The 25,886-nt window shown below is 68.8% G+C and carries 16 protein-coding genes; 5 read left to right on the top strand and 11 right to left on the bottom strand.

What is annotated here, in order from left to right:
* Positions 1-20: 20 nt before the first annotated feature.
* Together ACWCQ1_RS35885 and ACWCQ1_RS35880 are read left to right on the top strand one after the other, a co-directional pair.
* Positions 21-1,238 (top strand): acetyl-CoA C-acyltransferase, encoded by a 1,218-nt coding sequence (locus tag ACWCQ1_RS35885; protein ID WP_133046041.1) that lies wholly within the window; start codon positions 21-23, stop codon positions 1,236-1,238.
* A complete protein-coding gene (locus ACWCQ1_RS35880) occupies positions 1,235-3,364 on the top strand; it encodes a 3-hydroxyacyl-CoA dehydrogenase NAD-binding domain-containing protein (protein ID WP_358598670.1) in 2,130 nt (709 codons plus the stop codon). The genes ACWCQ1_RS35885 and ACWCQ1_RS35880 overlap by 4 nt, the downstream gene beginning before the upstream one ends.
* A 94-nt stretch (positions 3,365-3,458) precedes the next feature.
* On the opposite strand, the gene ACWCQ1_RS35875 is transcribed toward ACWCQ1_RS35880, so the two are convergent.
* A complete protein-coding gene (locus ACWCQ1_RS35875; RefSeq protein ID WP_358598673.1) occupies positions 3,459-4,478 on the bottom strand; it encodes a hypothetical protein in 1,020 nt (339 codons plus the stop codon).
* A gap of 92 nt (positions 4,479-4,570) precedes the next feature.
* On the opposite strand from ACWCQ1_RS35875, the gene ACWCQ1_RS35870 reads away from it, so the two are divergent.
* Both ACWCQ1_RS35870 and ACWCQ1_RS35865 read left to right on the top strand, forming a co-directional pair.
* The gene (locus ACWCQ1_RS35870; protein WP_358598840.1) at positions 4,571-5,518 is read left to right on the top strand and encodes an NAD(P)-dependent oxidoreductase; all 948 of its coding nucleotides are present in this window, start codon (positions 4,571-4,573) and stop codon (positions 5,516-5,518) included.
* Between the two features lie 49 nt (positions 5,519-5,567).
* Positions 5,568-5,942: a PIN domain-containing protein gene (locus ACWCQ1_RS35865; RefSeq protein ID WP_133046045.1), complete on the top strand. Its 375-nt coding sequence runs from the start codon at positions 5,568-5,570 to the stop codon at positions 5,940-5,942.
* 41 nt (positions 5,943-5,983) lie between these two features.
* Here ACWCQ1_RS35865 and ACWCQ1_RS35860 read toward each other — a convergent pair whose 3' ends face one another.
* The 9 genes from ACWCQ1_RS35860 to ngcE form a co-directional block, all read right to left on the bottom strand.
* Entirely contained in the window at positions 5,984-7,477 is a 1,494-nt protein-coding gene (locus ACWCQ1_RS35860) for an amino acid permease (RefSeq protein WP_358598676.1), read from the bottom strand.
* Positions 7,478-7,623: 146 nt separating this feature from the next.
* A complete protein-coding gene (gene dxs, locus ACWCQ1_RS35855; RefSeq protein WP_133046047.1) occupies positions 7,624-9,543 on the bottom strand; it encodes a 1-deoxy-D-xylulose-5-phosphate synthase in 1,920 nt (639 codons plus the stop codon).
* 177 nt (positions 9,544-9,720) lie between these two features.
* On the bottom strand, positions 9,721-11,013 hold the full coding sequence (locus ACWCQ1_RS35850) for a sugar ABC transporter permease (protein WP_133046048.1): 1,293 nt from the start codon (positions 11,011-11,013) through the stop codon (positions 9,721-9,723).
* The gene (locus tag ACWCQ1_RS35845; protein ID WP_165954963.1) at positions 11,010-11,801 is read right to left on the bottom strand and encodes an ATP-binding cassette domain-containing protein; all 792 of its coding nucleotides are present in this window, start codon (positions 11,799-11,801) and stop codon (positions 11,010-11,012) included. Before ACWCQ1_RS35845 ends, ACWCQ1_RS35850 begins: the two co-directional genes overlap by 4 nt.
* A 183-nt stretch (positions 11,802-11,984) precedes the next feature.
* Positions 11,985-13,088, bottom strand: coding sequence for a sugar ABC transporter substrate-binding protein (locus ACWCQ1_RS35840; protein WP_165954970.1), 1,104 nt, complete (start codon positions 13,086-13,088; stop codon positions 11,985-11,987).
* 133 nt (positions 13,089-13,221) lie between these two features.
* Complete coding sequence (locus ACWCQ1_RS35835; RefSeq protein WP_208780941.1) at positions 13,222-14,421, bottom strand: ROK family transcriptional regulator; 1,200 nt, start codon at positions 14,419-14,421, stop codon at positions 13,222-13,224.
* Positions 14,422-14,619: 198 nt separating this feature from the next.
* Complete coding sequence (locus ACWCQ1_RS35830; protein WP_133046052.1) at positions 14,620-15,543, bottom strand: carbohydrate ABC transporter permease; 924 nt, start codon at positions 15,541-15,543, stop codon at positions 14,620-14,622.
* Between the two features lie 15 nt (positions 15,544-15,558).
* Complete coding sequence (locus ACWCQ1_RS35825; protein ID WP_133046053.1) at positions 15,559-16,494, bottom strand: carbohydrate ABC transporter permease; 936 nt, start codon at positions 16,492-16,494, stop codon at positions 15,559-15,561.
* A gap of 96 nt (positions 16,495-16,590) precedes the next feature.
* The gene (ngcE, locus tag ACWCQ1_RS35820) at positions 16,591-18,036 is read right to left on the bottom strand and encodes an N-acetylglucosamine/diacetylchitobiose ABC transporter substrate-binding protein (RefSeq protein WP_133046054.1); all 1,446 of its coding nucleotides are present in this window, start codon (positions 18,034-18,036) and stop codon (positions 16,591-16,593) included.
* Between the two features lie 370 nt (positions 18,037-18,406).
* Here ngcE and ACWCQ1_RS35815 point away from each other — a divergent pair, with 370 nt between their 5' ends.
* Positions 18,407-22,207 (top strand): GH92 family glycosyl hydrolase, encoded by a 3,801-nt coding sequence (locus ACWCQ1_RS35815; RefSeq protein ID WP_451028239.1) that lies wholly within the window; start codon positions 18,407-18,409, stop codon positions 22,205-22,207.
* 81 nt (positions 22,208-22,288) lie between these two features.
* On the opposite strand, the gene ACWCQ1_RS35810 is transcribed toward ACWCQ1_RS35815, so the two are convergent.
* Positions 22,289-25,561, bottom strand: coding sequence for a GH92 family glycosyl hydrolase (locus tag ACWCQ1_RS35810; protein ID WP_451028238.1), 3,273 nt, complete (start codon positions 25,559-25,561; stop codon positions 22,289-22,291).
* Positions 25,562-25,886 lie beyond the last annotated feature (325 nt).

The following is a 25,886-nucleotide window of genomic DNA, read 5'->3' as shown; positions in this document are numbered from 1 at the left end:
GCATCTGGAGGAGAGCCATCGTGCCTCGTACCGTCAGGGACGTCGTCTTCGTCGACGGCGTCCGTACCCCGTTCGGCAAGGCGGGCCCGAAGGGCATCTACCACGAGACCCGCGCCGACGACCTCGTCGTGAAGGCGATCCGGGAGCTGCTGCGCCGCAACCCCGGTCTCGACCCGAAGAAGATCGACGAGGTCGCCATCGCGGCGACCACGCAGATCGGTGACCAGGGCCTCACCCTCGGCCGCACGGCCGGCATCCTCGCCGGGCTGCCGCAGTCGGTCCCGGGTTACTCGATCGACCGTATGTGCGCCGGTGCGCTGACCGCCGTCACCACCACCGCCGGCTCCATCGCCTTCGGCGCCTACGACGCCGTCATCGCCGGTGGTGTCGAGCACATGGGCCGGCACCCGATGGGCGAGGGCGTCGACCCCAACCCGCGCTTCGTCAGCGAGAAGCTGGTCGACGAGTCGGCGCTGTTCATGGGCATGACCGCCGAGAACCTGCACGACCGCTACCCGCACATCACCAAGCTGCGCGCCGACGAGTACGCCGTGCGCTCCCAGGAGAAGGCCGCCAAGGCCTACGCCAACGGCAAGATCCAGGCCGACCTGGTCCCGATCTCCGTGCGCCGCACCAACCCCGAGGCCGGCGAGACCGGCTGGGGCCTGGTGACCGCCGACGAGCCGATGCGCCCGGGCACCACCCTGGAGAACCTGCAGGGCCTCAAGACGCCGTTCCGCGTCCACGGCCGGGTCACCGCGGGCAACGCGGCAGGTCTGAACGACGGCGCCACCGCCTCGATCATCGCCTCCGAGGACTTCGCCCGCGAGAACGACCTCCCGGTCAAGATGCGCCTGGTCTCCTACGCCTTCGCGGGTGTCGAGCCCGAGGTCATGGGCTACGGCCCGATCCCGGCGACCGAGAAGGCCCTCGCCAAGGCCGGTCTGTCGATCGAGGACATCAACCTCTTCGAGATCAACGAGGCCTTCGCCGTCCAGGTCCTGGCCTTCCTCGACCACTACGGCATCGCCGACGACGACGAGCGCGTCAACCAGTACGGCGGCGCGATCGCCTTCGGCCACCCGCTGGCCTCCTCCGGCGTCCGTCTGATGACGCAGCTGGCCCGCCAGTTCGAGGAGCAGCCGCAGGTCCGCTACGGCCTCACCACCATGTGCGTCGGCTTCGGCATGGGCGCCACGGTCATCTGGGAGAACCCGCACTTCGAGGGGGACAAGTGAGCACCACCGCTGAGCTTTTGAAGGGTGCGGCCGAGCTGTTCCCCGACGAGGTCGTCACGTCCGCGCACGTACGCCACCTCGACCTGCCGTTCGGCGCGGGGCGCTTCGCGCTCATCACGCTGGACAACGGCTTCGACCACACCAAGCCGACCACCTTCGGCCCGGCCTCGCTGGCGAACCTCAACACCGCCATCGACCAGGTCGAGAAGGAGGCCGCGGCCGGCGAGATCGTCGGTGTCGGCATCACCGGCAAGCCGTTCATCTTCGCCGTCGGCGCCGACCTCAAGGGCGTCGAGCTGCTGAAGGATCACCAGGACGCGCTGGCCATCGGCAAGGGCGGCCACGAGGTCTTCAAGCGCCTCGGCGGCCTCGCGGTGCCCACCTTCGCCTACTACAACGGTGCCGCGATGGGCGGCGGCGTCGAGGTCGGCCTGCACTGCCAGTACCGCACGGTGTCCGCGGCCCTGCCCGCGTTCTCCCTGCCCGAGGTCTTCCTCGGCCTGGTCCCCGGCTGGGGCGGCTGCACCCTGCTGCCGAACCTGATCGGCGCCGACAAGGCCGTCTCGGTGATCATCGAGAACAGCCTCAACCAGAACAAGCAGCTCAAGGGCGCCCAGGTCTACGAGCTGGGGATCGCCGACGCCATCTTCGAGGGCGCCGACTTCCTGGAGCAGTCGCTGCTGTGGACGGCGGCCGTCCTCAAGGGCGAGATCGTCGTCGAGCGCCCGGTCATCGACCGCGGTGAGGCCTGGGACCAGGCCGTCGCCAAGGGCCGCTTCATCGCGGACTCCAAGGTGCACGGCGCCGCCCCGGCCGCCTACCGCGCCCTCGACATCATCGCCGGCGCCAAGAACGGCGACCTGCAGCAGGGCTACGACGCCGAGGACAAGGCCCTCGCCGACCTCATCATGGGCGGTGAACTGCGCGCCGGCATCTACGCGTTCAACCTGGTGCAGAAGCGCGGCAAGCGTCCCGCGGGCGCACCCGACAAGTCGCTCGCCCGTCCGGTCACCAAGGTCGGTGTCGTCGGCGCCGGTCTGATGGCCTCCCAGCTCGCCCTGCTCTTCCTGCGCCGCCTGGAGGTGCCGGTCGTGCTGACCGACATCGACCAGGAGCGCGTCGACAAGGGTGTGGGCTACGTCCACGCCGAGATCGACAAGCTGCTCGGCAAGGGCCGTATCAACCAGGACAAGGCCAACCGTCTCAAGGCCCTGGTCACCGGTGTGCTGGACAAGGCCGAGGGCTTCGCGGACGCCGACTTCATCATCGAGGCCGTTTTCGAGGAGATCGGCGTCAAGCAGCAGGTGTTCGCGGAGGTCGAGGCGGTCGCCCCGGCGCACGCGATCCTCGCCACCAACACCTCCTCGCTGTCGGTGACGGAGATGGCGTCGAAGCTGAAGAACCCCGAGCGGGTCGTCGGCTTCCACTTCTTCAACCCGGTCGCGATCCTGCCGCTCCTGGAGATCGTCCGCGGCGAGCAGACCGACGACGCGTCGCTCGCGACCGCGTTCGCCGTGGCCAAGAAGCTGAAGAAGACCGCGGTTCTGGTCAAGGACGCCCCGGCGTTCGTCGTGAACCGCATCCTCACCCGCTTCATGGGCGAGATCCAGAACGTCATCGACGAGGGCACCCCGGTCGAGGTGGCGGAGAAGGCGGTGGAGCCCCTGGGCCTGCCGATGTCTCCTCTCGTCCTCCTGGAGCTGGTCGGTCCCGCGATCGGTCTGCACGTCTCGGAGACTCTCAACCGGGCCTTCCCGGACCGCTTCACGGTCTCCCCCAACCTCAAGGCGGTCGTCGAGGCGGGCAAGCGCGGCTTCTACGTCTACGACAGCGGGAAGCCGGAGCTGGACCCGGAGGTCGCGGCGCTGCTGAAGCAGGGCGACAGCGTCCTGACGGAGGAGCAGGTCCGCGAGCGCGTCCTGGACGCGGTGGCGCAGGAGATCGGGCTCATGCTCGACGAGGGCGTCGTCGCGGAGGCCCAGGACATCGACCTGTGCCTGATCACGGGTGCCGGCTGGCCCTTCCACCTGGGCGGCATCACGCCGTACCTGGACCGCGAGGGTGTCTCCGAGCGCGTGAACGGCAAGAAGTTCCTGGCTCCGGGTGTGGCGTCGGTTCCGGCGTAACACCTGACAGCGCGTGAAGAGGGCCTCCGCCGGCGGGCGGAGGCCCTCTGTCGTTCCGTGCCGGGGTTCGTTGCGAACGTTGCGAAGAGGGCGGTCACACGTCGCGCCAGGCCTCCAGGGCCAGGCCCGGTTCGGACTTGCGGCGGGTGAGGAGGAGTTGGCCGGTCGAGGGGGACAGCGTCGCCGCCACCACGCGGTCGTCCTGGTCCACCGTCAGGGAGACCGTGGCGTCCGAGGGCAGCGCCGGTCCGGAGTCGGTCCACCAGGCGCCCGCCGACTCCTGCTCGGTGGGGTACGCGGCGAAGGCGATCCGGCCGGCCGCCGAGCGCTGGGCGAGCAAGGTGCAGTCGTGGCCGTCGAGTTCGCAGCGGACGGCGGAGACCGGACCGGGCCCGGCGGAGGGCAGCAGGGTGACGGGCTTGGCACCCGGTCGCCAGGCGCACAGGTCGCCCGAGTCGTCTGTGTAGAAGAGCGTCGTGCTGTCGGGGGACGTGGCGAGGGCGCGCAGGGTGTCCGGGCGGACCGGCGCCTCCATCGCCTCCTCCAGCGTGAGCGCGGCGCCCGGTTCCTCCTGCCGCCAGTGCAGGATGCCGCCGGGCACGGCCGCGTACAGCTCCACGCGTCCCGACTCCCCCGTCACCGCCGCCAACTCCCCTTGGACGTCACGTCCCTTGAGGTCCGCCCAGGGCTCCCAGCCGCCCTTCTCCTTCTGCGCGGCCAGGCTCACCCCGCCGGCCTTGTTGCGGACGAAGACATGGGCGCGGCCCTGCGCGTCGACCGCGACGGCGGGCGGACCGGTGAGGGCGCCCTTCTTGTCGGGGTGCCCGATGGACGCCCAGTCGAGGGCCGCGAGCCGGGGCCGGAAGTGGGTGGAGTGCACCAGGCCCGCCTCACCGGCCGTCGTGGGGCGCCAGCACACCAGATGGGCGTAGAGGTCGCGGCCCTGTCCGACGGCACACGAGGACGGATGCAGCTTCTGCTCGCCGCCGACCCTGCGCGGGTCCGTCCAGGGGCCGCCGGGGGCGCGTTCCGCCCGGCACAGCACGGCATCGTCCGTCGGGAGGTACACACTGAGCCGGCCGTCACGGCCGCGCAGAAGCCAGTCGCCGTTCACCAGTTCACTTTAAGCGGCCGCCCCGACGCAACGCGGTCCGGCCCCTCCGGGGCGCGTGCCCGACGCGCACGAGGGGGTACTGAACCGGCAGGCTGTTCCCGAGCAGCACCGCACACACTCGGCAACGACGTGAGAAGGAAGCCGATCTCATGACCGACAAGCTCACCGTGAGCGTCCTCGGTACGGGCATCATGGGCGCCGCCATGGCCCGCAACCTCGTCCGTGCCGGACACACCGTCCGCGCCTGGAACCGCACCCGCGCCAAGGCCGAGCCACTCGCCGCCGACGGGGCGCACATCGCCGACACGCCCGCGGAGGCGGTACGGGGCGCCGACGTGGTCCTGACCATGCTGTACGACGGTCCCGCGACCCTGGACGTCATGCGCGAGGCCGCCTCCGGACTGCGGTCGGGCGCCGCGTGGGTGCAGTCGACCACCGCCGGGATCGACGCGGTCGCCGACCTGGCCGCCTTCGCCGCCGAGCGGGGACTCGTCTTCTACGACGCCCCGGTGCTCGGTACGCGCCAGCCCGCGGAGGCGGGGCAGCTGACCGTGCTGGCCGCCGGGCCGGTCGAGGGGCGGAGGGTGGTGGAGCCGGTGTTCGACGCGGTGGGCGCGCGGACGGTGTGGACCGGGGACGACGGCGGGGCGGGCAGCGCGACACGGCTGAAGCTCGTCGCCAACAGCTGGGTCCTCGCGGCCACGGCGGCGACCGGGGAGGTGCTGGCCCTGTCGAAGGCGCTGGACGTCGACCCGGCCGGCTTCTTCGACCTCATCGCGGGCGGGCCGCTCGACATGGGCTACCTCAGGGCCAAGGCCGGGATGATCCTCGAAGGGCGGCTCTCCCCCGCCCAGTTCGCGGTGACCACGGCCGGCAAGGACGCCCGCCTCATCGTCGAGGCCGGCCGCGACAACGGCGTACGCCTGGACGTGGCCGCGGCCACCGCCGAACGCATGGAACGGGCGGCGGGCCAGGGCCACGGCGACGAGGACATGGCCGCGGCGTACTACGCGAGCTTCGAGGAGAAGCCGACGGACTGATCCAGGACGGGCGGACGGCTCCGGCCGACGGCTGTGCGAACCTTGCCCCATGAGTGAGAGCGACCCGCTGCTGGTGATCGTCGACGGCGCCAATGTCGTCGGGTCGGTGCCCGACGGGTGGTGGCGGGACCGGCGGGGGGCCGCGGAGCGGCTGCGGGACCGGCTCGCGGCGGACGGTGTGCCGGGGCACGCCGGGCCCGTGGAGATCGTGCTCGTGGTCGAGGGCGCGGCGCGCGGTGTGACGCCGGTGCCGGGCGTGCGGATCGAGTCGGCGCCGGGCAGCGGGGACGACCACATGGTCGCGCTGGTGGCGGCAGCGGCCGACCGCCCGGTCCTGGTGGTGACCGCGGACCGGGAGCTGAGGCGCCGGGTGACGGAGCTGGGCGCGGAGGTGACGGGCCCCCGAACGGTCAGACCGACCTGACGCCCACCCACCGGGCAGCCGGCGTTCGTCCATACCCGGCGTCACCTCGTCGCCGGCTGCTCCTCGCGGCGCGCCAGGCGGCTGTGGGTGCGGCCGTAGAGGAAGTACACGCCGAAGCCGATGACCATCCAGATGGCGAAGCGGAGCCAGGTCTCGGCGGGGAGGTTGAGCATCAGCCACAGCGACGCGAGCACCGACAGGATCGGCACGAAGGGGACCCACGGGGTGCGGAAGGAGCGGTCCAGGTCGGGGCGGGTGTTGCGCAGGATGATGACGCTGATCGCGACGACGATGAACGCGAAGAGCGTGCCGATGTTCACCAGTTCGGCCAGTTCGCTGAGGCTGGTGAAGCCCGCGATGATCGCGATGACCACGCCGAGCAGGATGGTCGGGCGGTACGGCGTGCGGAAGCGCGGGTGGGTGTGGGAGAAGAAGCGGGGCAGCAGCCCGTCGCGGCTCATCGCGAAGAAGACGCGGGACTGGCCGAGGAGCAGGATCATGCAGACCGTGGTCAGGCCGACCGCCGCGCCGAAGCTGATCAGACCCGCGAACCAGGGGTGCCCCGTCGCCTTGAACGCGTCGGCCAGCGGTGCGTCCACCGACAGCTTCGTGTACTTCTGCATGCCGGTCACCACGATCGACACGGCCACGTAGAGCGCCGTGCAGATGATCAGGGACCCGATGATCCCGCGCGGCACGTCCCGCTGCGGGTTCCGCGTCTCCTCCGCGGCCGTGGCGACGACGTCGAAGCCGATGAAGGCGAAGAACACCACGGACGCGGCGGTGAAGATGCCCATGACGCCGAAGTTGGAGGGTGCCCAGCCGAACATCAGCTGGATCAGCGGCGCCTTGAGGTTGCCCCCCGCCTCCACGGTCTGCGCCTTGGGGATGAACGGGTCGTAGTTGTCGCCCTTGATGAAGAACGCGCCCGCGATGATGACGACGAGGACGACGGCGACCTTGATGGCGACGACGACCGAGGTGACGCGTGCGGAAAGCTTCATGCCGATGACGAGGATGGCGGTGAGCAGCAGCACGAGCGCGGCGGCGAGGATGTCGAAGCCGAACCCGGAGGCGCCGTCCCGCCCGCTGAGCGAGGCGGGCAGATGCCAGCCCGCGTTGTCCAGCAGCGAGTGGATGTAGCCGGACCAGCCGACGGCCACCACCGCCGTGCCCAGCGCCAGCTCGAGGACCAGGTCCCAGCCGATGATCCAGGCCGGGAACTCCCCCAGCGAGGCGTAGGAGAAGGTGTACGCGGAGCCCGCGACCGGCACCGTGGAGGCGAACTCGGCGTAGCACAGCGCGGCGAGCGCGCAGACCACGCCGGCGACGACGAAGGACAGGGACACGGCGGGGCCCGCGGTGTTCTTGGCGGCCGTGCCGGTGAGGACGAAGATCCCGGTGCCGATGATGACACCGACGCCGAAGACCGTCAGATCCAGCGCGGACAGGGATTTTCGGAGCGCGTGCTCGGGCTCCTCGGTGTCCTGGATGGACTGCTCGATGTTCTTCGTCCTGAAGAGGGTGCTGCTCACGGGCGTACCTCCCACGCTGTGTCGTCCCCGACATGATCGAGAGGGGGCGTAGTGCGTATGCCCCGGCGCGAGCGGATTCACGCGAATGGGCCGCTTTCACCACCCCTGGCGGTGGCGGAAGCGGCCCATGGGAGGCGGGTGTCGCGTCAGTCCCGGGCGGGCTCCACCTCGGCCGCCGCACGGTCGTAACGGCCGTCGAGCCTGGAGACGAGGCCGGTGACCTGGCGGGCGATGTCGGGGGCGGTGAGGCCGATCTCCGCCATCACCTCGGCGCGCGAGGCGTGGTCGAGGAAGCGCGGCGGGATGCCGAAGTCGCGCAGGGGTACGTCGACGCCCGCGTCCCGCAGCGCCTGGGCGATCGCCGAACCGACGCCGCCGACCCGGGAGTTGTCCTCGACGGTGACGACCACCCGGTGCCGCTCGGCGAGCGGGGCCATGGCCTCGTCCACCGGCTTGACCCAGCGCGGGTCGACGACCGTGGTGGAGATGCCCTGCTTCTTCAGCAGCTCGGCGATCTCCAGGCACATGGGCGCCAGGGCGCCCACGGAGACCAGCAGCACGTCCGGCGTGTCCGTGCCCGGCTCGCGCAGGACGTCCATGCCGCCCACCCGTCCCACGGCGGGTACGGCGGGGCCGACGGCGCCCTTGGAGAAGCGCACCACGGTCGGCGCGTCGTTGACCTGGACGGCCTCGCGGAGCTGTGCGCGCACCTGGTCGGCGTCGCGCGGGGCGGCGAGCCTGAGGCCCGGGACGACCTGGAGGATCGACATGTCCCACATGCCGTTGTGGGAGGCGCCGTCGGTGCCGGTGACGCCGGCCCGGTCCAGGACGAAGGTCACGCCGCACCTGTGCAGCGCCACGTCCATCAGGACCTGGTCGAAGGCGCGGTTGAGGAAGGTGGCGTACACGGCGAAGACGGGGTGCAGTCCGCCGTGCGCGAGGCCGGCCGCGGAGACGGCGCCGTGCTGCTCGGCGATGCCGACGTCGTAGATCCGCTCGGGGAAGGTGTCGGCGAACTTCTTCAGGCCGACCGGCTGGAGCATCGCGGCCGTGATGGCGACGATGTCCTTCCGCTCCTTGCCGAGTTCGACCATCTCGTCGCCGAAGACGGAGGTCCAGTCGGCGCCGGAGGCCTTGATCGGCAGGCCGGTGTCGGGGTGGATGGGGCCGATGCCGTGGAAGCGGTCGGCCTCGTCCTGGAGGGCGGGCTGGTAGCCGCGGCCCTTCTCGGTGAGGCAGTGGACGATCACCGGGCCGCCGAACCGCTTGGCGCGGGCCAGCGCGGACTCCAGCGCCTCGATGTCGTGGCCGTCGATGGGGCCGACGTACTTCAGGCCCAGGTCCTCGAACATGCCCTGCGGCGCGATGAAGTCCTTCAGGCCCTTCTTGGCGCCGTGCAGCGTCTCGTAGAGGGGCTTGCCGACGACCGGGGTGCGCCCGAGGAGGTCCTTGCCGCGGGCCAGGAAGCGCTCGTAGCCGTCGGTGGTGCGCAGGGTGGCGAGGTGGTTCGCGAGGCCGCCGATGGTCGGCGCGTACGACCGCTCGTTGTCGTTGACGACGATGACGAGGGGGCGGTCCTTGGCGTCGGCGATGTTGTTGAGGGCCTCCCAGGCCATGCCGCCGGTCAGCGCGCCGTCACCGATCACGGCGACCACGTGGTCGTCGCGCTCGAGGATCTGGTTGGCCTTGGCGAGCCCGTCGGCCCAGCCGAGGACCGTGGAGGCGTGGCTGTTCTCGATGACGTCGTGCTCGGACTCGGCCTGCGAGGGGTAGCCGGACAGACCGCCCTTCATCTTCAGCCGCGAGAAGTCCTGGCGGCCGGTGAGCAGCTTGTGCACGTAGGACTGGTGGCCGGTGTCCCACAGCACCTTGTCCCGGGGCGAGTCGAAGACCCGGTGCAGGGCGATGGTCAGCTCCACCACACCGAGGTTGGGGCCGAGGTGGCCGCCGGTCTTGGAGACGGCGTCGACGAGGAAGGTACGGATCTCCTCTGCCAGCTGCACCAGCTCCTCGGGGCTGAGCCGGTCCAGATCGCGCGGTCCCCTGATACGGGTCAGCAGCGGCACCCGTGCCTCCTTGCAGTAGAGCTGTTCCCGGGCTTGTCGAGTCTAATGTTCCGCCTGTGCGGGTGACGCCCGGGCGGTGCGTCATAGGTCACGCGATCGGCTGTACCCACGATTCCCCGGTCCTACGACACGACGATGCCCGGCACCTGTGGGGTGCCGGGCATCGGGTGCGGTCGGTTACGCGCGTCCGGCCGTCTTCTGCGTCTTGCGGGTGATCGCGTCGATGACGACGGTCGCCAGCAGAACACCACCGGTGATCATGTACTGCACCGGCGAGGCGATGCCCTGCAGGGCGAGGCCGTACTGGATGGAGACGATCACCAGCACACCGAGGAGCGCGTTCCAGGTGCGGCCGCGGCCGCCGAAGAGGGACGTGCCACCGATGACGGCCGCCGCGATGGCGTTCATCAGCAGGTCACCGCCACCGGCGCCCTGGTTGGCGGAGGCGATCTTCGAGGCGATGAACAGACCGCCGATCGCGGCGAAGGTGCCGGAGATCGCGAAGACCGAGATCCGGACCATCTCCACGTTGATACCGGCACGCCGGGAGGCCTCGACACTGCCGCCGAGCGCGAAGATCTTCCGGCCGTACGGCGTGCGGCGCAGGATGAAGTCCGTGACCAGCAGCACACCGACGAAGATCACGACGGCCAGCGGCAGGCCCTTGTACTGGTTGTAGACGATGGCCACGGCGAAGGCGACGATCGCCAGCAGCACCGTGCGGAGAATGGTCTCGCTCACCGGCCGGGACGGCACGCCGGCCGCCTCGCGGCGCTTGTTGCCGAAGTAGGAGCTGAGGAAGAACAGCGCGGTCACCGCGATGGCCAGGCCGTAGGAGGCGGCGACGTCGCTGAAGTAGTACGTCGTCAGCTTGGCGACCATGCCGTCGCTGTTGAGGTTGATCGTGCCGTTGGAGCCCAGGATCTGGAGCATGAAGCCGTTCCAGAACAGCAGGCCGGCCAGGGTGACGGCGAACGCCGGCACACCGATCTTCGCGAAGACGAAACCGTGGATCGCGCCGGCGACGGTGCCGGTGAGGATCGCCAGGATGAACGCCAGCCACTCGCTCATGCCGTGGTTGACGTTCAGTACGGCGAAGCTCGCGCCCGCGACACCGGAGACCGAGCCGACCGACAGGTCGATCTCGCCGAGCAGCAGCACGAAGACGATACCGACGGCGATCATGCCGGTGCCGACCATCGTGACGGAGATGTCGGAGAGGTTGTTCGCGCTCAGGAAGTTGGAGTTCAGGCTCTGGAAGATGATCCAGATGATCACCAGACCGATGACGACCGGGATGGAGCCCAGGTCACCCGCCTTGATCTTGCGCTTGAACTCGGTGATGTAGCCCGCGAAGCCCTGTTCGCGGACCAGCAGCCGGGGGTCGACCACGGTCGCGGCACCGGCCGCGGCCTCGGGGTTCTCCACCACGTGGTCCTCGGGAGGCGTGGAGGTCTTGTCGATGCTCACTTCTTGATCTCCCCAGTGCTGCGCGCCGCACGACGGGTCACGGCGTTGTCCGTGGCGCCGGTGATGGCGGAGATGATCTCTTCCTGCGAGGTCGACTTGACCTCGAAGACGCCGTTGTTACGACCCAGACGCAGCACCGCCACCTTGTCGGCGACGGCCTTCACGTCGGCCATGTTGTGGCTGATGAGGATCACGGCGTGACCGCGCTCCCGCAGCCGCTCCACGAGGTCGAGGACCTGCGCGGTCTGCTCGACACCGAGAGCGGCGGTGGGCTCGTCGAGGATGACCAGCTTCGGCTCGCCCAGCATGGAGCGGGCGATGGCCACGGTCTGGCGCTGACCGCCGGAGAGCGAGGCGATCGGGATACGGACGCTGGGGATGCGGATGGACAGCTGGTCCAGCAGCTCACGCGAGCGGCGCTCCATCTCGACCTCGTCGAGCACGCCGTACTTGCGGACCTCACGGCCCAGGTACAGGTTGCCCACGACGTCGATGTTGTCGCACAGCGCGAGGTCCTGGTACACCGTCGCGATGCCCAGGTGCTGGGCGTCGTGCGGCCTGTTGATCGAGACGGACTTGCCGTCCCACTCGATGACGCCCTCATCGATGGGGTGCACGCCGGCGATCGTCTTGACCAGCGTGGACTTTCCGGCGCCGTTGTCGCCCACCAGGGCGACCACCTCACCGGCGTGGACCTCAAGCTCTACGTCGGTGAGCGCCTGGACGGCACCGAACCGCTTGGAGACCCCGCGCAACGCCAGCACGGGCGTAGCGGACACGTGAACCATCTCCTTCGCCGCCTGACCCGGCGGGAGGTTGTGCAGAAGTTTTGGGGGGCTGATCCGTCCGGCGCCCCGCAGCTAGCTTGCGGGGCTGTGTGATGCGCGGGGCGCCGGAGGAGTCTTGGAGCGGGCGTCCCGTAAGGGAATTCAAGAGCGAATTCCCTTACCTGGGAAGGGACCTGCCGCTGTCTACTTCAGACCGATCTTGTCGCAGGCGGCCTTGTACTGCGGGGTGCAGATGTCGGCGACCGTGTAGATGCCGTCCTTGATGACGGTGTCGTTGATGTTGTCCTTGGTCAGCGCGACGACCGAGATGATCTTCGCCGGGATGCCCTTGTCGCTCGGGCTGTCGACCTTGTCGGGAGCGACGGAGCTGAGGTCCTTGCCCTGGGCGATGTCGACGGCCATCTCCGCGACGGTGTTGGCCTCGGTCGGGTAGGGCTTGTAGACGCTCATGTACTGCGTGCCGGTGACGATGCGCTGCACACCCGCGAGCTCCGCGTCCTGGCCGGTGACCGGGATGTTGGAGATACCGGCGGCCTTGAGGGCGGTGATGATACCGCCGGCCATGCCGTCGTTGGCCGAGTAGACACCGATGAGGTTCTTCTTGCCGATCGCCGAGATCGCCGCCTCCATGTTGGCGTTGGCGTTCTCCGGCTTCCAGTCCTTGGTGTCGTAGGACTCGCCGATGTTGACCTTGCCCTGGAGGACGGAGAGGGCGCCCTTCTTGAACTGGGCGGCGTTCGGGTCGGTCGAGGCCCCGTTCATCATGACGATCTTGCCGGACTTGGCCTTCGAGCCGAGGGCCTTCAGCAGGGCCTCGCCCTGGGTCTTGCCGACGGTCTCGTTGTCGAAGGACGTGTAGCCGGAGATCGGGCCCTGCGCGAGGCGGTCGTAGGCGACGACCGGGATGCCGGCGTCCTTGGCCTTCTGGACCGAGTTCTTGATGGCCGCGGAGTCCACCGCGTCCACGATCAGCACGTCGACCTTCTGGGTGACCATGGTGTCGACCTGCTGGGCCTGGAGGCTGGCGTCCTGCTTGGCGTTGGCGTAGACGACCGTGCCCTTGCCGTTGGTCAGCTCCTTGACCTTCTTCTCGATCAGGGGCTTGTCGAACTTCTCGTAACGCGCGGTCTGGTTCTCCGGAAGCAGGAGACCGACCTTGATGTTGTCGCCCTTCTTGGACGACGAGCTCGAAGAGCTGCTCTTGTTGCCGGACTCCTTGGCGGAGCCACAGGCGGCCAGCGAAACGGCCATCGCACCGGCAGCAACGGCAAACGCGGCACGACGCATACGCGTGTTCACTTCAGAAACCTCCCTGACGAGGCCGCGACGTTGCGGCCGAGGTGGCTGGAAGTCAACTCGGCCACACGTGCGACGTCAAGAAGTAAATCCTTAACGAGATGGCAACGGTGCCATCCGTTCTCTAAGTGAAGGCAGGGGTCGCCGTAGCGAGCGTGCCGTCCAAAAGGGTCGAATCACCCATCTCGCTGAGCGCGAGAGCGAGTGCTCCGAGCACCTCCGCACGGCCCCCAAGCGCCCCGGGGAGAACGGACAGTTGGCGCGCCGCGCTGGGGATTGCGTAGCGGCCGACGGACTCCCTGATCGGCCCGAGCACCAGCTCACCGGCCTCGGCGAGATCACCGCCGAGCACCACCCGGCTCGGGTTCAGCAGATTGCAGAGATTGGCGACTCCAGAGCCGATGTGGCGGCCGACGTCGGCGATCACGCGACGGCAGCCCGGGTCTCCGTCCCTGGCCAGCCGCACGACGCCTTCCATCGTCAGATCCGTACCGTGGCTGGACTGGAGGAGCGGCAGCACATAGCGCGCGGCCGCGAAGGTCTCCAGGCAGCCCCGGTTTCCGCAGCGGCAGACGGGGCCGGATTCATCAAGAGTAATATGTCCGATTTCTCCCGCAGTACCACCTGGTCCGCGGTAGATCTTCCCGTTGATCACCAGACCGGCGCCCACACCGCTCGCGACCTTGATGTACGCGAGGTCACGAACGCCTCTGCCGCTGCCCCAGACCAGCTCGCCGAGGGCGCCGAGGTTGGCGTCGTTGTCCACGTGCACCGGCACGCCGAGCCGCCCCCGCAGCTCCTCGGCGGGCCTGGTGCCGGTCCAGCCCGGCAGGATGGCGGTGGAGCCCAGCGTCCCCGACTCGACGTCGATCGGTCCGGGCACACCGAGGCCCACTCCGGCGATCTTCGACCGGTCCACGCCCGTTGCGCTGATCAGGCGATTGACCAGCTCCTCCGCCCGGTCGAAGCCCTGGGTCGAGGAGGCGTCCACGTCCAGGGGCTCGGACTCCTCGGCGAGCACCTGATGCGCGAGGTTGCCGACGGCGACCCGCAGATGCGTATGCCCGAAGTCGACCCCTATGACGATGCCGGCGTCCCCGCTCAGCGAGACGCTGCGGGCCCTGCGGCCACCCGCCGAGGTGGGCGTGACCTCGACCGTTCCGCCGTCCTTGAGCTCGCGGACGATGTTGGAGACCGTCGCCGCGGACAGGCCCGTGGTCCTCGCGATCTCCGCCTGCGTGAGGGACCCGGCCAGCCGGACGGCCCGTACGACCCGTTCCAGGTTGGCTCGGTGCAGTGACGACTGCGACCCCGGAGTCTCCACGACGACCTCCTGCGCACGGGACCGCCTCGATGAGGCCCCGTCTATGTCCAACTAGTGAACTCTAAGCTGAGCCGTTCGGGTTGCCTCCCGTCAAGAGGTTGAACCGTATCCGGGTGGATGGACGCACATATGAGCGCGCCGCCCCCGGGTCCGGGGACGGCGCGCTCGTGGGCGCCGTGCGAGGGCGGGGACTCCCGCCTACTTGAGGGTCGCCGAGGTCAGTCCCGCCTGCACCTGACGCTGGAAGGACAGGTACACCACGAGCATCGGGATCATGGCGATGGTCACGCCGGCGAACAGGACCGGCAGGTCGGAGGCGTAGCCCTGCTGCTGCTGCAGCTGGATGAGGCCCTGGGTGAGGACGTACCGCTCGGGGTCGCCGCCGCTCTGCGGCTGCATGAGGACCGTCGGCAGGATGAACTGGTTCCACTGGCCGAGCGTGTTGAAGATGCCCACGCTGATCAGTCCGGGCTTCGCCATCGGCAGCATGACCTGGAAGAAGGTCCGGGTGTGCGAGGCGCCGTCCAGGATCGCCGCCTCGAAGACCGCCGTCGGCAGGGTCCGGAAGAAGGCGTGCATGAAGAACACCGTGAACGGCATCGAGTAGGCGATGTAGACCAGGATCAGCCCCTGGTAGGTGTTCAGCATGTCCAGCCGCTTGACCATGAAGAACAGCGGGACGAGGGCGAGGAACACCGGGAACATCGCGCCGGCGACGAAGAAGTAGTACAGCAGCCGGTTGCCCCAGAACTGGTAGCGGGCCAGCACGTAGGCCGCCATGGAGCCGAAGAGCATGGTCAGCGGCACCGAGAAGACCAGGACGATCACGGTGTTCAGGAAGTAGTCGCCGATGCCCTTGTTCCAGGCCCGGTGGAAGACGCCGAAGGACCAGTTGTGCGGCCAGCCGAAGGCCGAGCCGCCGATCTGGGCGTCGGTCTTGAAGGAGCTGATCACCAGCCACAGCAGCGGCAGCACGATCAGCAGGGCCCACAGGGCGAGGAAGCCGTGCGAGAAGACGTTCAGTACGACGCCCTCGCCGCGCTTGTCGTCGGGGCGGGCGGGGCTCTTGGCGACGGGCCGCTCCGCGGGCGCGGCCGGGGTCTCCTTGATGGGGGCGCTCATCGTCTTGTCTCCCGCTCAGAACTCGATGCGCTCGCGGCGGGTGACGCGCAGCGTGAAGACGGACAGGATCAGGGTGAGCAGCAGCATGACGACGCCCATGGCGCAGGCGTAGCCGCTCTTGCCGAAGTACAGGAAGTTGCGCATCATCACGGTCGCCATGACGTCGCTGTGGTGGTCGGGTCCGCCGCCGTAGGCACCCATGTTCTGGGTCATCGAGGAGACCAGCACGAACATGTCCATCGCGATGATGCCGAGGTACACCCACGCCGTCTGCACGGTGTCCCACAGCAGCGGCAGGGTGATCCGGAAGAACGACTGGTTGCGGTTGGCGCCGTCGATGAGCGCGGCCTCGTAGATGTCCTTCGGGATGGACTGCATGGCCGCCGAGAACAGCACCAGATAGAAGCCGACGCCCTGCCAGATCACGGCGACCATCAGCGCCCACAGCACCATGTGCGGCTCGTTGAGCCATTCGACGGGGTTGTCCGGGTCGACCAGGTGGATCTTGATCAGGACGCCGTTGAGCAGACCGCCGCCGTCACTGCGGTAGACCGCGTTGAACAACACCGCGAGAATCGCCAGCGACAACACCTGCGGGAAGAAGTAGACGATTTTGTAGACCTTCGATCCGGCGACGCCCTGTACACCGCCGGCTTTGCTGCGTCCGCCCGCGTTCAGCATGAAGGCGAAGAACAGGGCGAGCAGGATCGTGATCACCGGAATGAAGACCAGGAACTGGATGTTGTGCCAGATGGCCTGCATGAAGACGTCGTCGTGGAACAACGCCCGGTAATTGGCGAACCCCACGAACTTGAAGGTCTGCGACTGCCCCTTCCAGTCCGTGAGGGAATATCCGAACGTCTGGATGTAAGGCCAGATGACAAAGACCACGTAGAGCAACACGGGAGCGAACAAGAACCCCGCGACGAACCGGTACTGCCCTTTTCGCATACCTGCCCCTGATATTCCGGTCTGTGCAGCGCCCCCAAAGGGGCGGCGCGGGGAACCGCCCGGCACCAAAGGCGGTCCCCACGGCGCCCCCGTGGCCTATTCGTGCACGTTCTTCTTGGACGCGGGGTCCGCGGCCTGCTTGTCGACGGCGGCCTGACAGCGCTTCAGCCACTCCTTGGGCTGGATGCGCTTGGCCATGAGCTCATTGGACGCGTTCTGGATGGCCGTGTCCATCTCGCTGTACCAGTCCGGGTAGAGGTAGCGGAAGGTGTTGTCGCCGGCCGCCTTCGAGGCCTCGACCGTGGACTGCGTGCCCGGGCGCAGCTTGACGCTGGCGTCGACGCCGTCCTTGAGGATGGTGAGCGAGTTGGCCTGCTTGGCGAAGAGCGTCGACCACTCCTTGGAGAGCATGTGCCGCATGAACTCCTTGGCGCCGGGCAGGTTCTTGGCCTTCGCGGGGATGATGAAGGGCTCGCCGGAGCCGGCCCGGATCGCCTCGAAGGGCATCTTGCTGTCGGGCAGCAGCGGCATCGGCAGGAACTTCATGTCGAAGTCCGAGGGCGTCTGCTTGAGCTGCTCGTTCTCCAGCCAGGAACCGCAGGTGATGAAGGCGGCCTTGTACTGGTTCCAGCGGGTCTGGGACTCGGTGTGGGTCAGGCCGTTGGTGCCGGGCATCAACAGGCCCTTCTCCACGACCTCGTAGATCGCCTCGACGCCCGCCTGCGCCGCGGGCGAGCCGACGAAGGCGTTCGGCTTGAGGTTGTCGATCGCCTTGACGGCGTCGATGCCGCCCTTCTTGGCGATCATGTCCATGATGGCGACATTGATGTAGTACGGGTATTTGCCCTGGTGGGCGAGACCGCCGATGCCCGCCTTCTTGGCCTCCTGGCAGATCTTGATGAAGTCGTCCCAGGTCTTGGGCGGCTCCCAGCCCTTCTCCTTGAAGAGCTTGCCGGAGTACCACAGGCCCCACACCGTGTAGATGTAGTTCAGGGCGACGACCTTGCCCTCCTGGACGCCCGGGTCGAGGGTGCCGGGGATCAGCATGTCCCGGACCTTCTTGCTCGGGTCGTCGACCGACGGCGCGTCGAGGACCGGAGCGAGGTCCAGCAGCTGGCCGTTCTTGTAGAGCACGTCGACCTTGATCTGCTGGGCGCCGGAGTCGTCGACGATGTCCGGCGGGTTGCCCGCGTTGAAGCGCGGCTGGAGCTTTCCGGTGATCTCCTGGGTGCCGGTGTGGGTGGAGGTGATGCCGAGCTTCTTCTCGTAGTCCGCCTCCCACGCCTTGGCGTAGTCGTCGCCGTAGCCGCCCTTGAAGATGACGACGTCGAGCTTGGTGCCCTTCTTCGCACCGAAGGGGTTCGACTTGGACGTCTTGCCCTCGTCGTTGCCACTGGAATTGTTGTCCCCACCGCCGCTGGCGCAGGCCGCCAGAAAACTCATCGTGGGGACGGAGATCAGGCCGAGCGCGGCCGACCGCTTGATCAGATCGCGGCGGCCGACACCCGCGGTGCCGTTGTTCTCGGCGGAAGTGGATCCCATGCTCAAAGTCCTCGCCTTCTCCAGGACTCAGGCGGTGAACCGGATCCTCCGGGCACCGCGGTCAGGTCAAGCAGGGTCGTGCAGGACGTACGGATCATGCCGTATCGATCGTGTGAAGTGCCGACAGGTATAGTCCACTTCCCGCGGACGGAGCAAGATCGAATGCAAGGTTGGTCATCGGTCTTTTCCGAGTTGAGACCTCGCGGAAATATGAGCGCCCTGTGTACCGCTTGCCGGAAAAATCCGCGACATAAGGCCCGAATGCCACACCCAACACCCTTGACAGCACTGACCACTTGACCCACTACTGGTCTCTGCGCAGCAAATTTGACAACGTTGTCCGGATGGGGCGCGGGAGGGGTGCTGGTCCATGAGACACAGAGCTCGGCACAGACGGGGTACGGCGGTCGTCCTCACGGCCGCCTTTGTCATGGCCGTGGGGTCGCAAGGGGCGGCGATCGCCCTGCCGGAGGCTCCGGCCAAGGCGGACCGGGAGTTCACGTCCTCGTTCGAGGCGGGTGACCCGGCGCCGACCTGGCTGAACACGGTGGACACCGCGCCGGACGGGAGCAAGCGGGCCTCCGGTGTCGACGGCGGCTACAGCAGCGGTGTCGCCGGGAACGTGAACGACCATGTCACGGACGTCCGGGCCAGCAGCGAGAACTCGGGCGGCGGCGAGGTCAAGGAGAACCTGGTCGACGGCGAGTCCGGCACCAAGTGGCTCACCTTCGCGCCCACCGGCTGGGTGGAGTTCGACCTCGACAAGCCCTACGCGATCACCACGTACGCGCTGACCTCCGCCAACGACGAGGCCGGGCGCGATCCGCAGGACTGGACCCTGCAGGGCTCGACGGACGGCAAGGACTGGAAGACCGTCGACACCCGCTCCGGGGAGTCCTTCTCGGAGCGGTTCCAGACCAAGCAGTACGACCTCGCGGCGTCGGCGGAGTACGAGCACTTCCGGCTCGACATCACCAAGAACAACGGCGCCGACATCCTGCAGCTGGCGGACCTGCAGCTCTCCACGGGCGGCAGCGGCGGCTCGGTGCCCGAGGACATGCTGTCGCTGGTCGACCGCGGGCCCGCCGGATCGCCGACCGCGAAGGCGGCCGCCGGGTTCACCGGAAAGCGTGCGCTGCGTTACGCCGGTCGGCACACGGCCGACGGGCAGGCGTACTCGTACAACAAGATCTTCGACGTGAACGTGAAGGTCGACCGGGACACCCGGCTGTCGTACCGCCTGTATCCGCAGATGGCCGACGGCGACCGCGACTACGACGCCACGAACGTCTCCGTCGACCTGGTCTTCACCGACGGCACCCGCCTGAGCGATCTGGGCGCCACCGACCAGCACGGCTTCCCGCTCAGCCCCCAGGGGCAGGGCGCGTCGAAGGTGCTGTACGTCAACCAGTGGAACAACGTGGTCTCGCGGATCGGGTCGGTCGCGGCCGGGAAGACCGTCGACCGGATCCTGATCGGGTACGACTCCCCCACGGGCCCGGCGAAGTTCCGGGGCTGGCTGGACGACCTGGCGATCAAGCCGGTGGCGCAGGAGCAGCCCAAGGCGCACCTGTCGGACTACGTGCTGACCACCCGGGGCACCAACTCCAGCGGCAGCTTCTCGCGCGGCAACAACTTCCCCGCGACCGCGCTGCCCCACGGGTTCAACTTCTGGACCCCGGTGACCAACGCGTCCTCGCTGAGCTGGCTGTACGACTACGCGCGGGCCAACAACGACGACAACCTGCCGACGATCCAGGCGTTCAGCGCGAGCCATGAGCCGAGCCCGTGGATGGGTGACCGGCAGACCTTCCAGCTGATGCCGTCGGCGGCCGCCGGCACCCCGGACACCGGCCGCGAGGCGCGTGAGCTGGCGTTCCGGCACGAGAACGAGACCGCGCGGCCGTACTACTACGGGGTCCGCTTCGAGAACGGTCTCAAGGCCGAGATGACCCCGACCGACCACGCGGCGGCCCTGCGCTTCACCTACCCGGGCGACGACGCGAGCGTGATCTTCGACAACGTCACCGAGCAGGCGGGGCTCACCCTCGACAAGGACAACGGGGTCGTCACCGGCTACTCGGACGTCAAGTCCGGGCTGTCGACCGGCGCCACCCGGCTGTTCGTGTACGGCGTCTTCGACAAGCCGGTGACGGACGGCTCCGCCAGCGGGGTCAAGGGCTACCTGCGCTTCGACGCGGGCTCCGACCACACCGTGAACCTGCGTCTGGCCACCTCGCTGATCAGCGTCGACCAGGCCAAGGACAACCTGCGTCAGGAGATCCCGGACGGCACGTCCTTCGACACGGTCAGGAAGGGCGCCCAGCGGGCCTGGGACAGGCTGCTGGGCAAGGTGGAGGTCGAGGGCGCCACGAGCGACCAGCTGACCACGCTGTACTCCAGCATGTACCGGCTGTACCTGTACCCCAACTCCGGTTTCGAGAAGGTCGGTTCGAAGGAGCAGTACGCCTCGCCGTTCTCCCCCATGCCCGGGGCGGACACCCCGACCCACACCGGGTCGAAGATCGTCGACGGCAAGGTGTACGTCAACAACGGCTTCTGGGACACGTATCGGACGACCTGGCCCGCGTACTCCCTGCTGACGCCGAGTCAGGCGGGCGAGATGGTCGACGGGTTCGTCCAGCAGTACAAGGACGGCGGCTGGACGGCCCGTTGGTCCTCCCCCGGCTACGCGGACCTGATGACCGGCACATCCTCGGACGTGGCCTTCGCGGACGCCTACGTCAAGGGCGTGCGGTTCGACGCGAAGGCGGCCTATGAAGCGGCCGTGAAGAACGCGACGGTCGTTCCGCCGACGTCGGGCGTGGGCCGCAAGGGCATGACCACCTCCCCGTTCCTCGGCTACACCACCACCTCCACGGGCGAGGGCTTCTCGTGGGCGATGGACGGCTACAACAACGACTACGGCATCGCGCGGATGGGCCAGGCCCTCTACGCGAAGACGGGTGACAAGCGCTACCAGGAGGAGTCGGAGTACTTCCTCAACCGCGCCCAGGACTACGTCAACCTCTACGACAAGCAGGTCGACTTCTTCCAGGGGCGGGACGACCAGGGCGACTGGCGGCTGGACGCCTCGACGTACGACCCGCGCGTGTGGGGCTACGACTACACCGAGAGCAACGGCTGGGGCTACGCCTTCACGGTTCCGCAGGACACCCGGGGCCTGGCCAACCTGTACGGCGGCCGGGACGCGCTGGCGAAGAAGCTCGACACGTTCTTCTCCACGCCGGAGACGGCCGACCCACGGTTCTCCGGCTCGTACGGCGGCGTCATCCACGAGATGACCGAGGCCCGCGACACCCGGATGGGCATGCTCGGGCAGTCCAACCAGCCCGCGCACCACATCCCGTACCTGTACGACGCGGCCGGCCAGCCGTGGAAGACGCAGGCGAAGGTCCGCGAGATACTGTCCCGGCTCTACGTGGGCAGCGAGATCGGCCAGGGCTACCACGGCGACGAGGACAACGGCGAGCAGTCGGGCTGGTACCTCTTCTCCGCGCTCGGCTTCTACCCGCTGGTCATGGGCAGCGGCGAGTACACCATCGGCTCCCCGCTGTTCAAGAAGGCCACGGTGCACCTGGAGAACGGGCAGGACCTGGTGATCAAGGCGCCGAGGAACAGCCAGAAGAACGTCTACGTCCAGGGCGTGCGCTTCAACGGCCGTGCGTGGAACTCGACTTCGCTGCCGCACTCGCTGCTGTCGAAGGGCGGGGTCCTCGAGTTCGACATGGGGGCCAAGCCCTCGGGGTGGGGCTCCGGCAAGAACGCGGGGCCGGTGTCCATCACCCAGGGCGACAAGGTGGCGACGCCCCGAGCGGACGTGCTGAAGGGTGACGGGCCGCTGTTCGACAACACCTCGGCGTCGGACGCCACGGTGACCTCCGTGGACCTGCCGGTCTCCGGTGCGGTCAAGGGCCTCCAGTACACGCTGACCTCGTCGGGGGACCACACCAAGGCGCCGACCGGCTGGACGCTCCAGGGCTCCGACGACGGCACCACGTGGAAGACGCTCGACAAACGGTCCGGCGAGTCCTTCACCTGGGACCGGCAGACCCGGGCGTTCAGCGTGGGCTCCCCGGGCACGTACGGGAAGTACCGCCTGGTCTTCGACGGCCAGGCGACCGTGTCGGAGGTCGAACTGCTCGCCTGAGCAGCCAAGTGCCTTCGAGCGCTACGCGGAAACGAGCGGCGCGGATCCCCGCAAGGAGATCCGCGCCCATCCGTACAACGGTCAGCCCGTCGCCAGCGTGAACACGTGCAGGTCCGTGTTCCGCGGCAGTGTCACGCTCGCGATGGTCCTTCCCTGCGGGGCCGCGAACGGCTTGGTGGCGAAGACGTAGGTCGCGACCGGGTCCTTGTCCGCGCCGGCGACGTTCCGGTACGCGGTCCTGGCGAGGACCTCGTTGCCGTACTGGACGGTGCCGCCGCCTCCGCCGACGGTCCAGTCGGTGAAGGAGAGGTCGATCGCCTCGGTGCCGCCGTCGGTGTAGGTGACGGTGGCCCTGGTCTGCTGGTTGCCGTTGACCGCGCTGCCGACGAAGGACAACGCGGCTGCCGGACTGTCGAGGCGGACGGTCTGCCCGTCGGACGAGACGTTGTCCGGGCGGCCTGCGGGCGAGTCGGGCCAGGTGAAGGTGAGCCCGTCGACCGTCCCCCGCGCGCCCGGTGTCAGACCGGCCGCGGCGAGGGCCTGGCGGGAGTAGCTCCAGCCGCCGCCGTCGTAGTCGGCCTCGTCGTGCTCACCGGCGTCGTCCGAGACACCGGTGTTGTCGTAGGCGGCGAGCAGGGTGCCGGGGGCGGCCACGGTGAGGGCGACGGGCTGCTCGTAGGAGGTGCCGTCGGAGGTCACGGTGACCTTGACGTCGTAGAAGCCCTGCCTCATGTCCCTCGCCGAGCCGAGCGTGATCTTCTGCGAGCCGTCGACGACCGTGCCGGAAGCGGGAGTCGCGGTGACCCCCTCGGGTGTCTCGACCTGGAACCGCACCTCGGGCCCCGCTCCCCCGCTCATCGACAGCGCACGGATGCCGACCTCGGTGCTCTCGCCGGGCGCGAGGGTCGCCGTCGTCGGTCCGACGCCGATCTGGTACGGCTGCTCGCCCTGCCGGAAGGACGGCGGGGCGTCGGCGGGATCGCTGCCCCAGGTCTTGTCGGGCGTACCGGAGAGCGTGTAGTCGAGCCGGCCGCCGTCCCGCACCAGGGACGCGGGCAGCCAAGGCCGCCGGTTGGTACGGCCGTTGACCTTCAGCGAGGTGATGTACGGGGCGTCGGCGGCGGCGCCGTTCGCGCGGATGGAGATGTCGTTGCCCCGGGGGCGGTCGATCTCGATGCGTGGGAACAGCGGTGACGCCAGGGTGAGTTCGGCCCGAGAGGGCACCTGGGGGTACATCCCGAGCGCGGAGAAGACGTACCAGGAGGACATCGCGCCGAGGTCGTCGTTGCCGGGGATGCCGCCGGGCTGCGTCGACCAGAGCTGCCGCATCGCGGCCCGCACGGTCTCCTGCGTCTTGTAGGGAGTACCCGCGTAGTCGTACAGGTAGGGCACGTTGATCGACGGCTCGTTGTCCAGTTCGGACTTGTCGCCGCCGCTGCCGGTGAACGCCCAGCTCCCGTCGCTGTCGTGGAAGAAGGCGTCGAGGCGGGCCAGCGCCCTGTCCCTGCCGCCCATCGCCGCGAACAGGCCGGCCGGGTTGTGCTGGACCATCCACGTGTACTGCGCGGCCGTACCCTCGACGAAGCCGTTGCCGGTGGCCGGGGTAAAGCCGGTGACCCAACTGCCGTCGGCCTTGCGGTTGGCGATGTAGCCGCCCGTCGGATCGGCGGCGATGTTGAAGTTGTTCTGCCACCACTGGGCGCGCCTGGCGAAGGCCGCCGCCGTGTCCTTCTCCCCGGCCACCGCGGCGAGTTGGGAGAGGGAGAAGTCGGCGGTCGACATCTCCAGGGTCTCCGCCGCCCCGCCCCAGGCATTGGAGACGGACGGCATGTAGTGCAGCTTCAGGTACTTGTCCAGGGAGGGACGCTGGCCCACGGACAGGACGGGCTTGCCGGCCGCCGACAGGTCCTGCCCGGTGGGCACGGTCGCCGCCCGCACCAGCGACGACAGCGCCCCGCGCAGATCGAAGTCCGTGCCGCCGAAGGCACGGATGCCGGCGAGGGCGGTCGGTGAGGGGTCGCCGTTCATGACGTGCGTGCCGCTCGCGCCGTGCAGCCAGCGGTCCCAGACACCGCCGTTCTGCCGGGCGAGTTCGTACAGGGACTGCGCGATGTCCGAGCCGGTGCGCGGATCGAGCAGGGTCAGCAGCTGCACCTGGTCGCGGTAGACGTCCCAGCCGGAGAAGGTGCCGTACTGCGCCCGGTGGCCCTTGCCGACGGTGTGCGCCTTGCCGTCGCCGCCCCGGTATCGGCGGTCGACGTCACTGATGACGTTCGGGTGCAGCAGGGCGTGGTAGAGCGCGGTGTAGAAGGTGGTGCGTTCGTCGTCGGTGCCGCCGCCGACCCGGACGGCGCCGAGACGCTCCCGCCAGGCGTCGTGGGCTGCGGCCCGCACGGCGTCGAAGGAGCGCTTCGGCGGGTTCTCCGCGGCGAGGTTGGCGGCGGCCCCCGCCTGGCTCACATAGGAGATGCCGACCTTGGCGTTCACCGGTCCGCCGCCCGGCGCGAACTCCACATATCCGCCCGCCCCCTTGCCGGCGACGGGCCGTCCGCCGTGGGAGAAGCCGCCGGTGCCGCCGGAGGCCGAGGTGGAACCCGGGCTCAGCCTGTCGTCCTGCCAGGTGCCGGTGGCCTTGAAGTCACGGTCGAAGCGGGCGGTGAAGTACAGGGTGTAGTAGGCCCGTTGACCCTCCGGATCGAGGTAGCCGCAGAAGTCTCCGGAGGTCACCGAGCCGGAGACGGTGCGCGTCGCCGGGTCGATGGTCACCGACGAATCGGTCGAACCCACCTCGGAGTTGGCGGTGCGGACGAGGAGCGAGGCAGGCTTGTCGGCCGGGTAGGTGAACCGCGCCGAGCCGGTGCGCGCCGTCGCCGTGAGGTCGGCGGTCACACCGGACGCGAGGCCCACCTTGTAGTGCCCGGGCTCGGCGGTCTCGTCGGCGTGGCTGAAGTCCGAGGCGTAGACAGCGTCCTTGGTGTCGCTCGCGGGCGACGAGGTGACCTCGCCGGCGTACGGGAAGAACGGGATGTCGCCACTGCCGCCCGCGCAGCCGGTGCCGGACATGTGGGTCAGGCTGAAGCCCCGGATGCGGGTGGCGTCGTACTGGTAGCCACCGGGCGCGGCCGTTCTGGTCGCGTCGCCCCTGGTGTTCTCCGGGCTCCAGGAGAGCATGCCGAACGGGGTGACGGCACCCGGGAAGACATCGCCGCCGTTCTTGGTGCCGATCAGCGGATCGACGTACGAGGTCGGGTCCTTGACCAGGTCAGGCGGTGCTGACGTGGCCGCCAGGGCGGGTGTGGCGCCGGTGACCGCGAGAACGGCGGCCAGCAGCAGGGACGTCGGACGGAAGCGCATGACGCGGCCCCTCCTCCTTCGGACGGGTCGCGCACCACAGGTCGCACAAGCCGCAGCGACCGTAGCGTGCGCCACGGGCACCACGGAAGACCGCCTGCTGTCGGACCGGCGCACGGAACGCGCCACTCGTTCGGGTAGCAGCAGGCCAAGTGGGTTGACATCGTTGTCCGTTGGCGCGGTAGAGTCATGCGCAGACCAATCGACAACGTTGTCGCACCACAGCGTCGTCATACAAGCCGGCACCACGCACCAGCCAGCACACCGCACAAGCCAGCCGCACCCGGACAGGCACTCCCCCGGCCTGGACCGGCTCGCGGACCCGGTG

This window comes from Streptomyces sp. NPDC002144, from assembly GCF_053593695.1.
Note: the sequence above shows the minus strand (reverse complement) of the source record. Positions and strands in the feature narration are given on the sequence as shown.